Annotated in this window: 10 protein-coding genes; 6 read left to right on the forward strand and 4 right to left on the reverse strand. The window is 37.8% G+C overall.

What is annotated here, in order from left to right:
• Window positions 1-96 precede the first annotated feature (96 nt).
• Complete coding sequence (locus tag EV201_RS11330) at window positions 97-591, reverse strand: hypothetical protein (RefSeq protein ID WP_130307767.1); 495 nt, start codon at window positions 589-591, stop codon at window positions 97-99.
• Window positions 592-778: 187 nt separating this feature from the next.
• Here EV201_RS11330 and rlmB point away from each other — a divergent pair, with 187 nt between their 5' ends.
• A complete protein-coding gene (gene rlmB / locus EV201_RS11335; RefSeq protein ID WP_130307768.1) occupies window positions 779-1522 on the forward strand; it encodes a 23S rRNA (guanosine(2251)-2'-O)-methyltransferase RlmB in 744 nt (247 codons plus the stop codon).
• A 95-nt stretch (window positions 1523-1617) separates the two neighbouring features.
• Here rlmB and EV201_RS11340 read toward each other — a convergent pair whose 3' ends face one another.
• Window positions 1618-4674 (reverse strand): cytochrome c biogenesis protein CcsA, encoded by a 3057-nt coding sequence (locus EV201_RS11340; RefSeq protein ID WP_130307769.1) that lies wholly within the window; start codon window positions 4672-4674, stop codon window positions 1618-1620.
• A 553-nt stretch (window positions 4675-5227) separates the two neighbouring features.
• Here EV201_RS11340 and EV201_RS11345 point away from each other — a divergent pair.
• The 5 genes from EV201_RS11345 to ccsA all read left to right on the forward strand — a co-directional run bounded on the left by EV201_RS11345 (window position 5228) and on the right by ccsA (window position 10897).
• Complete coding sequence (locus tag EV201_RS11345) at window positions 5228-6475, forward strand: alginate export family protein (protein WP_130307770.1); 1248 nt, start codon at window positions 5228-5230, stop codon at window positions 6473-6475.
• A gap of 63 nt (window positions 6476-6538) precedes the next feature.
• Window positions 6539-7132, forward strand: coding sequence for a cytochrome c nitrite reductase small subunit (nrfH, locus tag EV201_RS11350; protein ID WP_130307771.1), 594 nt, complete (start codon window positions 6539-6541; stop codon window positions 7130-7132).
• An 18-nt stretch (window positions 7133-7150) separates the two neighbouring features.
• Window positions 7151-8662, forward strand: a complete 1512-nt coding sequence (gene nrfA, locus EV201_RS11355; protein ID WP_130307772.1) for an ammonia-forming cytochrome c nitrite reductase — start codon at window positions 7151-7153, stop codon at window positions 8660-8662.
• Window positions 8663-8818: 156 nt separating this feature from the next.
• Entirely contained in the window at window positions 8819-10045 is a 1227-nt protein-coding gene (locus EV201_RS11360; protein ID WP_130307773.1) for a cytochrome c biogenesis ResB family protein, read from the forward strand.
• A 66-nt stretch (window positions 10046-10111) separates the two neighbouring features.
• Window positions 10112-10897: a cytochrome c biogenesis protein CcsA gene (gene ccsA / locus EV201_RS11365; protein WP_130307774.1), complete on the forward strand. Its 786-nt coding sequence runs from the start codon at window positions 10112-10114 to the stop codon at window positions 10895-10897.
• Between the two features lie 79 nt (window positions 10898-10976).
• Here ccsA and EV201_RS11370 read toward each other — a convergent pair whose 3' ends face one another.
• Window positions 10977-11318, reverse strand: a complete 342-nt coding sequence (locus EV201_RS11370; protein WP_130307775.1) for a DUF5684 domain-containing protein — start codon at window positions 11316-11318, stop codon at window positions 10977-10979.
• A 295-nt stretch (window positions 11319-11613) separates the two neighbouring features.
• Window positions 11614-14247 (reverse strand): alanine--tRNA ligase, encoded by a 2634-nt coding sequence (gene alaS / locus EV201_RS11375; protein WP_130307776.1) that lies wholly within the window; start codon window positions 14245-14247, stop codon window positions 11614-11616.
• Between the last annotated feature and the right edge of the window lie 107 nt (window positions 14248-14354).

Genomic DNA, 14354 nt, shown 5'->3' on the forward strand with positions numbered 1-14354 from the left:
TTGTATAAAAAACGGAAATTTTAAAGTTAATAAATTAAAATCGAATTGTTTAGTTGTATGAATCGGGTTTAAAAATACCGATTTCAGGCTGATGGATTAAATTTGTTTGCCAGATCGTTTTTGGTAGTTGTCTTTTCGTGCGCCTAAAATATTTCCTATAACCATGCCGATACCTGCGCACATGAAAAAGATATGAGGATTGAATGAATAAAAAGTCCCGTAGCTTAAAAGTAGACCTAAGGCAACTCCAACTAAGGTGTAAATACCCGAATAAGTATATGTGAAATGATAGGCCTGATAGATATGATGATCATCTTTGAGACGTTTGATCAATTTTTCGACACGTTTTTCGTATTCTTTACGGCTAACCCCGCATTTGTTGATCAAACGATCCAACTCATTCACGATTTTTTCCAGTTCTATTTTATCGTGCTTACAGTTTAAGCAATGGGATTTTTCTTCCCTGTCAAGTATAGCAGCAATACGCTTTAACTTTTCAATTTGATAAAAGCGATAATCTTTAACAGAGATATATGCGTCAATTTGATTATCTATATTTTGATTGATACTGTCGAGCCAGGAAGTTTGCATAGAATAAAAATATTTTGAGCAAATTTAATGAAATAATGAGATATACAATTACAGATTGTCTATGGGATTTGTGGGCATTTATATTCGGATGCAGATAGAATTTAGGGATATGCTTTTACCTAGTTGTATGATTGGGATTTACCTGCTACCTTTGTCCATTCAGAAAAATAGAATAATAAGAAGATAAATGGCAAAGCAAAGACAAGAAATGTTGTTCGGAATCAGAGCAGCAATGGAAGCAATTAATAGCGAAAAAGAAATAGAGAAAGTGTTGATTCGTAAAGGTCTTGCTGGACCCTTGTACAATGAATTATTCGATCTAATTCGTGAAAAGGATGTGCAGTATCAATTTGTTCCAAAAGAAAAGATTGATGCAATGGATCAAAGAAACAATCAAGGTGTGATTGCTTTGATCGCTCCAATTCCTTATCAGGAAATTGAGGATGTTTTGCCACAGATTATGGTAGGAGGTAAAATTCCTTTGATTTTGGTTCTCGATCAGATTACTGATGTGAGAAACTTTGGTGCAATTGCTCGTTCTGCTGAATGTGCCGGTGTACAGGCGATTGTTATTCCTTTCAAGAATTCAGCTAAGGTGACTCCTGATGCAATTAAAACATCAGCTGGTGCTTTATACAATATTCCTGTTTGTCGTGTACAAAACCTGAAGACCTTAGTTCGTTCTTTTAAGAAAGAAGGTATTCGCATTGTTGCTGCTACTGAGAAGGGGGATAATTTATATACCGAAGCAGATTTCACATTGGCGACAGCTATTATTATGGGATCAGAGGATGTTGGTATTGACGAGGCTCTTTTGCGTCTTGCTGATGAGCAAGTGAAGATTCCAATTCTTGGATCTATTGAGTCGTTAAATGTATCGGTAGCTGCTTCATTAATGATTTACGAAGCGGTACGACAAAGAAATTTATAAGCGCTTAGATCATTCATTTTCTAAGTTGAATAATACAAAAAAAAGGCCATTCGAAATCAGTATCGAATGGCCTTTTTTATATATCTGAATCAGTATTAAGCTTTTTGCTTGTTCTTTTGGTATTTGTAATAGGCAAATGTGCTCAACACAATTAATATTCCAACAGTATAATACACCCATGATGGAATTGGAATTGGATCACCCTTGGCATAAGAATGAAGCCCTGCAAGATAATAGTTCACACCAAAGTAAGTCATGATAATTGAGCTGTATGCCCAAACTGAAGCCAGATTAAAATTGAAAGTTGACTTCAAGCCAGGAATGTAGCGCATGTGCAGAACAAAACTGTAGACCAAGACACTGACTAGTGCCCAGGTTTCTTTGGGATCCCAACCCCAATAACGGCCCCATGACTCGTTGGCCCATACACCACCCAGTATTGTGCCGATAGTCAGACTGTATAGCCCAATAATCATCGTCATTTCACTGATTCGACTGAGTTCTGTTATGGTTGAGTCAATTCTGAGAGCATTCTTTGTAGTTCTCAAAATCATTAGGGAAAGGTTGATCATACCCAGAAGTGCAGCCAGGGCAAGAAAACCATAGCTACCTGTAATGATGGCAACGTGAATCGTAAGCCAGTATGATTTCAAAACAGGAACAAGATTGGTAACCTCTGGATTCATCCAGCTCAGGTGTGCCACAAATAAACTTAAGCCCGCTAAGATTGATGTTGCCGGCAAGGCAAATTTAGATTTACGTGTGAATAAAAATCCAGCGAGAAGACAAGCCCAGGCTACATATGTCATCGATTCAAAACCATTACTCCATGGCGCGTGGCCTGAAATGTACCAGCGTGCACCTAAACCAATGGTGTGCATCAAAAAGGCGACACTTAGAATCAGAAAGGCAATGCGAAACAGCCATTTTACAGACATTTTGGGTGAAATGATTTGAGCGACCAGAGCAAAAATCAAGATAAACCCAATAATTAAGTAGTAAGGGAACAGTTTTTTGAAGATATTGATCTTATTGTAAAGAACTTCTGTTTTTAGCTTTGTTTCCGATGGCATCACTTCTTTACCATAGGTGTTTTGATATTTTTTGATTCCATTGATGTACATATCAGCAGAATCATAATCTCTGGCTTTCATGGCCTGACTCAACATCAAAATAGATTTCTTAATGAATAATGAATCTTCACCTTCGAATTTGATTACAGATTTGGGGTGATACCAAGCTACATTTTTATCTTTAGGGTCAGGGAACAGTTTTAGAAATTCACCTGTGAAAACCATATAGCTGACGTTTACTCTTTCATCAACAGAGATAATCTCTTTGTCGTAAGCTGATCGTTCAGAAGGTTTACGAGAATAGGCATCTTGTACTTTTTTTGCCAATTTATATTGTCCTCGCTCATCTAAAAAGTTGGCGAAACTTGCGTATTTACCCGAAGCACCAATTTCTCGAATTAAATCAGAATTACTAACCTTGATGAAGGGCATCTCTTCCCAATTTTGAGGATCGATGACCATACCCAAAAAAACCTGATCTGCATTCAAGCCATTAATACGGCTCTTCTTACTGATTTTACGAATCACCTCGCTAGCTAATGTATTGACTGGTTCAAAACGACCGCTGTTATCCTGTATAACCAATTGACCAAAACTCGTGGCTTGTTCTATAGGAACCTCAATTGCTTTTCCTGATTGTGCATAAGAGGATACACTTCCGCCCAGAGCAAGAATTAAGACCAGAATGGTTTTGAGGCTTTTCGTTTTTTGTTGACTTAAGTATTTAAAACGTGTGCCTGAAGCGATCAATGACCACACCATGCCTACTATCATTAGGAAATAACCGAAATAAGTTACCATCATTCCCCATTGGTCGTGATTTACAGAAAGAATGGTACCTCCTTCGTCACTATCGTACGATGACTGATAAAAGCGAAAGCCTTGATGTTTTAAAATGTTGTTCATATAAATGCGGTAATCCTTTTTTATGGAACTTAAGGTATCGATAAGAGTCACTTCACTTGCAAAAGAAGATGGACTTTTAGATCCCGGATAACGTTCAAGCTGAAAATCGTTGAGTTTAATGATGAAAGGAAGGGGCAGTAATTTTGAACCATAAGTTAATGACACTTTTAAGCCATTTAGGTTAATGCTCTCAGCTTCACCGACAAAATCTTTGAAACCTTTTACAATGACTTCTTTTTCTTCCTGATCACTTTTGATATCAAAAACTAAAATACTGGCAGCCTTTGTATCCTGACTGTTGACATATTTGTATTTGGCAGAAGGGTAGAAGTTTTTGATGATGAGTCGGATGCCGTTGAACTCGTATAGTTTTCGTGGACTAATTGTATGCCACTTACCACTTTCCATTTCAGATGATTCATTGCCCATCATACTTAATTCTTTAATCGGGTAGGGGCTTTTAATTCTCAAACTATCAGTGTACGAAAAGTTGGTCGCCTGCTTGGTTTCTGTTGGACCGAATGAAAGCAAATTTTCGCCTAGCATTTTATTACTGTCATAATCAAGGTAGAAATTTTGCATGCCTTGCATTGGGGTATTGGGGGTTGCAACAAAATTAATTACAGGTGTACCGCCAGCTTCTTCAGTCAAACTTGTCGTTGCATGAGGAATATAATGCTTAAGCTTAACATGAACCGATTTATCATCCAGATTTAGTTTCTCATTAACATTGACTGAGTTGAATGCAGTTATATTGAGTTTTTTCGACTTTGAAACTTGTTGTCCATCTTTCTCAACAAGAATGTCAACATAGCTGTCGATGCTTGTAATTTGGTTGCTCGCTTTACCCTCACGGATATGCATGCTGCCTTCGTAGCCAATATATCGCGTGATTCCTGAGCCTACTAGAATAATGATAAAGGCTGCATGGAATAGTCCCATAGACCATTTATCTTTTTTGTAGAGTTTGTATCGATAGATATTGGCTGCCAAGTTTACCGTAATTAACAGGAGTAAAACTTCGAACCAGGTGGCATTATAAACAATAGCTTTGGCAGCCTGTGTGCCAAAATCATTTTCTATAAATGTTGCTGCAGCAATCGATAGGGCAAATAGGGCGATGAGCGTACCCATCATTTGCATTGAGAAAAGAAAATTCAGAAATTTTTTCATACAGTTTAGAGTGAAATAGAGTCTTTTAAACTTATTGTGGATGAGAATGTCTTTTACTATTATCGTGTTGAAGATAATATTTTCTCAATAAAATGGACTACAAAAAAACGAGAATTCGAGTAAAATACCCCTTGTTTAGAATGGGCTCTTCTTGTTGTTGATAAATTCCTTATTAAGAACGGAAATAAATTGCTTTGTAGTGTGTTTGAGTCCTTTTTATTAAAAGGCTTGATTATCAAGGTTAGAAAAAGAGAAAAAGGTATTAATATTTAAAAATAATAAGTTTAAATAGTCTTTTATTATTGAAAAAGATCTTTATCCTCTTTAATATTGCAAGTATAAAAAATATTACAAGCTTGAATAATAGTTTGTTGGGTTTAAGTTTCGAATTGAATTTTGTTTTAATTGTATTCTTAAATCAAGTTTAAATTCTTAATTTAAATGAATAGTTGAGCGTAAATATTTTGAATTTTCAGCCATATAGCTTCCTACCCAGTTGTTATTAGTCGTGTTGGATATTCAATGGCAAAATTTTAAACTAAATCATAATCAAATGAAAAAACTACTGCTTTTGTTGGTTGTTGTTATTGGAGCACTTCTGCCTAATACCCTAATGGCCCAGCTAAAATTTACTGGCGAAATGCGACCACGTACTGAGTATCGTAATGGATTAAAAACGCTTTTTAATTCTGATGATGATGCCGCATTTTTTACTTCACAGCGTACACGCTTAAATCTTAATTATTCTGACGTCAAGTTTAAAGTGGGTTTATCTCTTCAAGATGTCAGAACATGGGGTGATGTGGCACAGCTAAACATGTCTGATAATAATAAGTTGATGTTGCATGAGGCCTGGGGAGAGTTGCTGTTCACAGAGAATTTTTCATTAAAAGTAGGGCGTCAGGAGCTGGTTTATGATGATTCAAGAATTTTAGGAAATGTGGGTTGGGCTCAGCAAGCCCGAAGCCATGATTTAGCCTTATTAAAATTCAAAACGGATGAGCAAGGCCAACTGCATATCGGTTTGGCTTATAATAATGAAATGGAAGTTTTGAAGGATCAATTATATACAATTTCCTATAAGAGTATGCAGTTTGCATGGTATCATAGAAACTACGATGATTTCAATTTTAGTTTGTTATTCTTGAATAATGGTTTGCAAAGACAAGATGGAGCAGACCTGAAAACTTATTATAGTCAGACCTTGGGAGCTCATGTGAATCATAAGAAGGAAAAGTTGGGTTTAACGGCTTCCGCTTATCTTCAAACCGGAAAGGATGCAACTGATCGAGATCTGAATGCTTATCTTTTTTCAGTAGGGGCGAACTATGCTTTAACAGAAAATTTTAAAGGAAATATTGGTCTTGAAATTCTTTCGGGAACGGATTCAAATGCAACAGGTGATAACAAATCATTTACCCCTTTATACGGAACCAATCATAAGTTCAACGGACACATGGACTATTTCTATGTTGGCAACCATACAGGTAATGTTGGTCTGGTTGATGCTTTTATAGGTGGTGTTTATTCTAAAGATAAAATTACGCTTGGAGGGACCTTACATCGTTTTGCAACACATGCCGACCTGGTGGTAGCAGGAGACAAGCAAGACAACTATCTGGGAACAGAACTGGATCTGTCTTTTGGATACAAGTATTCCAAATCCGTATCATTTAAATTGGGCTACTCACAAATGTTTGCTTCTGATTCCATGGAAGTTCTTAAAGGGGTTACTGATGCAGAAAACGCACCTTGTTGGGGTTGGATGATGCTCGTGTTTAAACCTAATTTTCTAAAATAATACAATCAGTAAGTTCTGACCATTAATTAATGGTTTCAGTTACTTATACTAATAAAAGAGCCAATGGTAAAACTATTTAGATTGTTAACGCCTCCTCCCCAATGGAGAATTCCGGTGATGATTGTCTTGGGTGCTTTTGTCGGGTTGGGAGTGCATGTGCTGTATTTGTCAAAGGCACTGTCTTACCTGTCTGATGATCCTAAAACCTGTGTCAACTGTCATGTTATGGCACCTCAGTATGCGACCTATCAGCATAGTTCGCATCGCGAAGTTGCCACATGTAACGATTGCCATGTACCGCACAATAATGTATTTAATAAATACTTTTTTAAGGCAAAGGATGGTTTGAGGCATGCAACAATATTTGCAACAAGGACAGAACCTGAAGTGATCTTTATTTTGGAAGAAGGTCGTCAGGTTGTGCACAATAACTGCATCCGCTGTCACAGTCAAACGTTGACTGATCCCAAGTTGGCAGCAAAAGTGCCTAATCATGCACACAATACTCAGGATAGAGTTTGTTGGGAGTGTCACAGAGAGGTTCCACACGGAAGAGTCAATAGCCTTTCGAGTGTTCCCAATGCCCGAGTGCCAGTACCTTCAAGTCCAATTCCGGATTGGATGAAAGACTATTTAAATGAAACCGATATCAAATAAAACTTAAATAAATAAACTATGAAGCCTATAAATGAATCAGTGAATAGAAAACCCATGTTGGGGTGGCTTATTTTCTTAGCTTCTTTAATTGTTGTTTTCTTATTGGGAATTCTAGCTTCTTCGATTATGGAGCGAAGAGCAGAATCTGTTTTTGCCTACACACCACAGGTTGAATATGGTCAGTGGGAGCCTCGGAACGAGGTTTGGGGTGAGAATTTCCCTCGCGAATTTGAATCCTATTATAAAACTGCAGATACCAGTTTTAATAGCAAGTATAATGGGAATGCCATGATAGATATGTTGGAAGTAGATCCTCGTTTGGTTGTGCTTTGGGCAGGTTATGGATTTTCAAAAGACTATAATCAAGGTCGCGGACACTATTATGCTGTTGAAGATATTCAGAATACTTTAAGAACTGGCGGTCCCAAGAATGAAAAGGATGGTCCTATGCCAGCAACTTGCTGGACTTGTAAAAGTCCGGATGTACCTCGTTTGATGAACGAAATTGGTGTGGCTGAATTTTATAAGGGGAAATGGGCAGGTAAGGGACACGAAGTGGTGAATCCTATTGGATGTGCCGATTGTCACGATGCGAAAACCATGAATTTGAGAGTCACTCGACCCGCTTTAATTGAAGCTTTCCAACGTCAGGGTAAGGATATCAATCAGGCGACTCATCAAGAAATGCGTTCATTGGTTTGTGCTCAGTGTCATGTTGAGTATTATTTCGATAAAAGAAATCCTGAGAAGCCAAATTATTTGACTTTCCCTTGGGATAAGGGAATGGATGTTGAGTCAGCTGAAGCCTATTACGATGAGCTTGAATTTAAGGACTGGACTCATAAGTTGAGTAAGGCACCCATGTTGAAAGCTCAGCACCCGGGTTACGAAATATACCTTAAAGGGATTCACGCGGATCGTGGTGTTTCTTGTGCAGACTGTCATATGCCATACAAATCAGAAGGTGGACAGAAATTTACTGATCATCATATTCAATCACCTTTGAACAATGTTGCTAACTCATGTCAGGTTTGTCATCGAGAGGAGACCGAGAAATTGATCAAGAACGTTTATACACGTCAGGATCAAATTATCGGAAATCGCGATAAGCTTGAGGAATTGTTAGTTCGTGCTCATGTTGAGGCTAAAAAGGCATGGGATCTAGGTGCTGATGAGGCAACAATGAAGCCTGTGTTAAAATTGATTCGTCATGCACAATGGCGTTGGGATTATGCTGCAGCTTCTCACGGTGGATCTTTCCACGCACCAACTGAGATCAGTCGAATTATTTCGACAGGTATTGTTCGTGCTCAGGAAGCAAGATTGGAATTGGCTCGCATTTTTGCCAGTAAAGGTTTCAATGAAAAAGTGGCTTATCCGGATATTGCAACCAAAGCGAAGGCTCAAAAATTCATTGGTTTAGATATGGAAAAACTGGAAGCTGAAAAAGCAGAGTTTAAGAAAAACATACTTCCGGAATGGAAAAAGAAAGCGGATAAGCGTGAGAGCGGTTATCAGGTTAAACTTTAATTTTATTGCATTCTGAAATAGAAAATGCTGTCCATTTAGACAGCATTTTTTTATGCTTTTGATTATTATTCGTACTTTCAAGTCTTTTATTATGAGAAAAGATGTTTTCATGATAAAGCGAATGAGGAACCCTATTAAGCCTAATTATATACCTATATGTCTATAAAGAAACCGATTTGGCAGCAGCCATGGGGGTATGCTGAGAGTTTTATTATCTCATTTGGTGTTTTGTGCATCGGATTTGGATTGGAGTTGGTGCTTCCCGTCAACCAATCAACCCTGATTTTTCCATTCAACTTAATACTAGGAGCAAGTTTTATTATTTTACTCGTATTGGCTCATGTTTTGTTTCGAAAGACAAAAATTCATGCATTTTTATCGGGTATTCCATTGACTATAAGTTTGGTTTCTGTCCTAAGTTTCATGGTGATTATCATGGGAGTTTTGCCTCAGATTCCAAGTCATCAGAATGGATTTGTTCAGCAATTGGGATTAAACCGGATGACAAGTTCTTACCCATTTTTACTAATTAATCTGTTTTTATTGATTGTTCTTGGTCTTGTGAGTTTGCGAAAGACCTTTCCATTTAAGTTGAAGAATTGGGGTTTTGTGTGTAGTCATTGGGGCTTGTGGCTTGTTATTTTTACCGGCGGTCTGGGCTCAGGTGATTTGCGCCGATTGAGAATGGACATTTACGAGAACAAGACTGAATGGCGTGCTTACGATGATAATGGGCGTTATTTTGAAATGCCCTTAGCCATTAAACTGAAGGATTTCCTGATCGATGAATTTAATCCGAAGTTGGCTATCGTTGAAAATGAAACAGGTGAGTTGTGTGAAGCTCAAAAGCCATCGATGATAATGATAGAAAAAGATTTGAATTGTCGTTTACAAGATTGGCAAGTTCAGGTTGAAGAATTTTATATGACCTCCGGGAGGGCAGGAGACCGATATTATCCCTTAAGTGATTTTGGAGCAGCTCCGGCTGCTAAAGTTAGGGTGGTGTCGCCTCAGAATGATACCCTTCAGGGCTGGATTTCCTGTGGGAGTTTTAATCGTCCTCACGAGTCTTTAAAATTGAATGAGGCATTTTCTTTAGTGATGACGGTGCCCGAACCCAAGCGGTTTTCATCAGAAGTAACTTTTTTTACTCCGGAAGGGAAAAAACAGGATGCGACACTTGAAGTGAATAAATCGGTGACGGTAAATGGCTGGAAGGTTTATCAGCTGAGTTACGATGAAAAGAAGGGGCCTTATTCCGATAAATCGATTTTGGAGGTCGTTCGTGATCCATGGCAGCCCTATGTTTATTTGGGGATTTTTATGATGATGATTGGTGCCATTTATATGTTCTGGAAAGGACGCGAAAGCATCAACGATTAAATTTGTTTTGTTCTTTGACATTGTCTCATCTTCAAATTATCACATTAATAAATTAATATTTCAACCATGATTTGGTCCAACTTTATATTCGTCTTATTAAGTAGTAGTTTACTGTGGTTTCTTGCTCTAATCTTTTATAAGAAGGAATTATTGAAACGTTTATTTATTGTTCTAGGAACAGTTTGTATTGGTGCTTTTATCGCTTTTTTGTGGGTGAAGTTGGAACGACCACCACTACGTACATTAGGTGAGACACGCTTATGGTATGCTTTCTTTTTGCCAGCTATTGGCATGATAACCTATTTCCGTTGGCGTTATAATTGGATGCTTTTTTATAGTTTGGGGCTTTCCCTCGTGTTTTTGGTGATTAATTATATTCATCCTGAGAATTTTTCAAAAACATTGATGCCGGCTCTTCAGAGTCCCTGGTTTGTCCCTCATGTGGTGGTGTATATTTTTGCTTATGCCTTTTTGGCTGCCTCCTCTCTAGTAGCTGTTCGGGGTTTGTATCAGCATTACAGCCAAACCCTCGATCGAAAAATTGTGCGCATGGCAGACAATTTGGTTTACCTGGGCTTTGCTTTTCTAAGCTTAGGCTTGCTCTTTGGAGCCTTATGGGCTAAGGAGGCCTGGGGGCATTATTGGACTTGGGATCCCAAAGAAACCTGGGCGCTTATAACTTGGTTGGGCTATTTGATTTACATACACCGTCGTTATCATATGCCAGCTAAATTACAATCGTCGCTTTGGATACTCGCCTTAGCTTTTGTGATTCTGTTGATTTGTTGGTTTGGAGTGAATTATTTACCATCAGCTCAATTCTCGGTTCATACCTATAGCCAGACTCCATAAAATTTTGGATATTTTTTATATAATACAAAAGCGACCACCTCTTGGCAGTCGCTTTTTTGTTTAAAAAGTAACTTGAGATTTATCTTAATCCTGCTGGTCCTTCATATTTAGCTTCTCCTAATCCAAGTATGGGGTAGCAAATGAAGGGTAAGAAGATTAAACCTAAGGTGAATCCTGTTCCTTTGCCAAAACTTTTAGCTAGTAAATTAACCATCATTATTGCAAATACAATATTGACACCTGGTATAAGCATCATCAGTATCCACCACCATGGTTTTCCAATAATTTCTAAATTCACTAGGGTTCCATATATTGGAATTAAACAAGCCCATCCGGGTTTGTCAGCTTTAGTGTTAATTTTCCAAGCTGATACAATTAGTAGCGTAATAATCGCTACATACATTAATGATCCTATTACCATTTTTTTTATGTTTATTATAATTCCTACTCTTTGGATTTTCGGGGACTCCCTATTTTATGATATGGAGTTTAGTCTCCATGTTTTTAACAAAAACGGTGTTAATATAATAAAATATAGAATGTGTAGGATAGCCTGTATAGCCTGTTTTTACTGACTTGCTTGATATATAAGTATTTTAAGATGGTAATATCTTATATTATAATTAGTTATAGATTATAACTAATTTTTTAGTATAAAAAATAAAATCGCCGTTTCAATAAAGAAACGGCGATATAAATCTATAATGAAGGAAGATTTAGCCTTCAATTTTGTGTAGAATCATTTTCTTAGCTGTGCTGATTGCTGCATCGATACCCTGAGGATCTTTACCACCTGCAGAAGCAAAGAATGCCTGGCCACCGCCACCACCTTTAATTTCTTTAGCAGCTTCACGAACAATCGCTCCGGCATTTAAATCGTATTCTTTAACCAAATTGTCAGAGAACATGATGGTTAGGTTGGCTTTGCCATCCAGGTCTGCACCAGCAATAAACACTAGGTTTTCAACCTCAGATTTTAATAAGAATGCAATATCCTTAATATCTCCAGCTGATTTCACATTCATCTTTTTGCTGATGAAGTTTACACCTTTGGTTTCTGAGATTTCAGATTTCAAAGCATTTTTTACAAGCTTAAGTTGTGCTTTTTCAAATGCCTCAAGACCTTTCTTCATCTCAGAGTTCTCTGAAATTAGGGCTTCGATATTTTTCAAAAGATTTTGGCTTGACTTAAACGTGCGTTCAATCTCTTTAAGCGTATTCAACTTGTCGTTGATGTACTTTTCTGCTTTTACAGCTGTAATGGCTTCGATACGACGAACACCAGCTGAAATAGCACCTTCAGATGTGATCTTGAATAAACCGATCTGTCCTGTTGCTTTAACGTGAGTTCCTCCACAAAGTTCAACTGACTCGTTTAGCTTCACAACGCGAACCAAGTCGCCATATTTTTCACCGAATAAAGCCATCGCTCCTAAATCAACAGCTTGCTGCATCGGAATGTTGTTTTTGATTTCGGTAACTGCATTCTCACGAATCTTGTGATTCACAATTTCTTCAACTTTAGCAATTTCTTCTTCGCTTAATTTCTGGAAGTGAGAAAAGTCAAAGCGTAAATGATCAGGATTAACCAAAGAACCTTTTTGCTCAACATGATCACCCAAAACTTCGCGAAGGGCGGCATGCAACAAGTGAGTTGCGGTATGGTTGTTGGCAATTAGTTCACGCTTACCTGCATTTACAACAGCTTTAAATGTTAGCGTTGGATCGCTTGGTAATTCGTTTGTGATATGAATAATAAGACCAGTTTCTTTTTTAGTATCAACGATTGAGATTTTCTCGCCATTCGCTTCAATATAACCAGTGTCACCAACCTGTCCACCGCTCTCACCATAGAAAGGTGTGATGTTGAATACCAACTGGAATAAATCTTTCCCCTTAATATTCATTTTGCGGTAACGTGTAATCTTCACATCAGTTGAAAGGTAATCGTATCCTACAAATTCTTCCTTGTCGTCTTTTAATATCTCAATCCAATCGCCTGTTTCCATAGCAGTAGCTGAACGTGAACGATTTTTCTGAGCTTCCATCGCTTCGTTAAACTCTCTGCGGTTGACAACAAGACCGTTTTCCTTAAGAATCAGTTCCGTTAAATCCAATGGAAAGCCGTAAGTATCGTAAAGTTCAAAAGCAACCTCACCCTGAACGACTTTAAAATCGTCAGCTTTGGTTTTTTCAATGATTTGATCAAGTAATTTGATACCGTTTGCCAAAGTTCTTAGGAAAGAATTTTCTTCTTCTTTTACCACTTTCTCAATAAGTTCTCTTTGTTTGATTAGTTCAGGGAAATGTTTTCCCATAACCTCGATCAACACTTCAACTAAGCGGTACATGAAAGGATCCTTTAAGTCAAGGAAAGTATAACCATAACGTACCGCACGACGAAGAATACGTCGAATTACATAACCCGCCTTATTATTTGATGGTAATTGACTGTCAGTAATCGCGAATGAGATGGTTCTGATATGATCGGCAATAACGCGTAAAGCGATATCAACCTCTTCGTTTTCGCCATAAGTTTTGCCACACATTTTGGCAATAGCCTGAATAATTGGCTGGAAAACGTCAGTATCGTAATTCGACTGTTTGTTTTGCATAGCCATGCAAAGACGTTCAAACCCCATTCCTGTATCAACATGCTGATGAGGTAATGCTTCAAGAGAACCGTCAGCCTTACGGTTGAATTGCATGAATACCAAATTCCAGATTTCAACAACCTGAGGGTGATCCATATTGATTAGATCTCTTCCGGGAATACGTTTTCTTTCATCTTCGCTTCTCAGGTCAATATGTATTTCGGAGCAAGGGCCACATGGTCCGACATCACCCATCTCCCAAAAGTTATCTTTTTTATTGCCATTGATGATATGATCAGCAGGAAGGTGTTTTTCCCAGTATCCTGCAGCTTCATCATCGCGTTTCATATTGTCTTCTTCGCTACCTTCAAACACACTGGCGTATAGGCGATCGGTAGGGAGTTTTAAAACATCTACCAATAGTTCCCAGGCCCAATCAATAGCCTCTTTCTTAAAATAGTCGCCAAAAGACCAGTTTCCCAACATTTCAAACATGGTATGGTGATAGGTATCGTGTCCTACTTCCTCTAAGTCATTATGTTTACCGGAAACTCTCAAGCATTTTTGAGAATTGGCAATACGATTATATTTGATTGGTGAATTACCAAGGAAAATGTCTTTAAACTGGTTCATTCCAGCATTAGTAAACATCAATGTTGGATCATCTTTAATCACCATTGGTGCAGATGATTCGATCTTATGTTGTTTGGATTCGAAGAAATCCAAAAAGGTTTGTCTGAGTTCGCTAGAATTCATATTGTATTATGTTTTAAATCAATGGGATTTTGATACTTAGCTTGCAAAGTTAGATTATTTCCTTAATTTTGCTCACATGTGCGTAGAAAAATGTATGTTTTTCTAAA

This window comes from Ancylomarina subtilis (genome assembly GCF_004217115.1).
Classification (GTDB): domain Bacteria; phylum Bacteroidota; class Bacteroidia; order Bacteroidales; family Marinifilaceae; genus Ancylomarina; species Ancylomarina subtilis.

What these genes read in the sequence shown, in the direction of transcription:
- EV201_RS11360 (WP_130307773.1), top strand. Translation starts at nt 8,819, where the DNA reads ATGTCTATAAAGAAACCGATTTGGCAGCAGCCATGGGGGTATGCTGAG.
- EV201_RS11330 (WP_130307767.1), bottom strand. Translation starts at nt 591, where the DNA reads ATGCAAACTTCCTGGCTCGACAGTATCAATCAAAATATAGATAATCAA.
- nrfH (WP_130307771.1), top strand. Translation starts at nt 6,539, where the DNA reads ATGGTAAAACTATTTAGATTGTTAACGCCTCCTCCCCAATGGAGAATT.
- EV201_RS11345 (WP_130307770.1), top strand. Translation starts at nt 5,228, where the DNA reads ATGAAAAAACTACTGCTTTTGTTGGTTGTTGTTATTGGAGCACTTCTG.
- alaS (WP_130307776.1), bottom strand. Translation starts at nt 14,247, where the DNA reads ATGAATTCTAGCGAACTCAGACAAACCTTTTTGGATTTCTTCGAATCC.
- ccsA (WP_130307774.1), top strand. Translation starts at nt 10,112, where the DNA reads ATGATTTGGTCCAACTTTATATTCGTCTTATTAAGTAGTAGTTTACTG.
- EV201_RS11340 (WP_130307769.1), bottom strand. Translation starts at nt 4,674, where the DNA reads ATGAAAAAATTTCTGAATTTTCTTTTCTCAATGCAAATGATGGGTACG.
- nrfA (WP_130307772.1), top strand. Translation starts at nt 7,151, where the DNA reads ATGAAGCCTATAAATGAATCAGTGAATAGAAAACCCATGTTGGGGTGG.
- EV201_RS11370 (WP_130307775.1), bottom strand. Translation starts at nt 11,318, where the DNA reads ATGGTAATAGGATCATTAATGTATGTAGCGATTATTACGCTACTAATT.
- rlmB (WP_130307768.1), top strand. Translation starts at nt 779, where the DNA reads ATGGCAAAGCAAAGACAAGAAATGTTGTTCGGAATCAGAGCAGCAATG.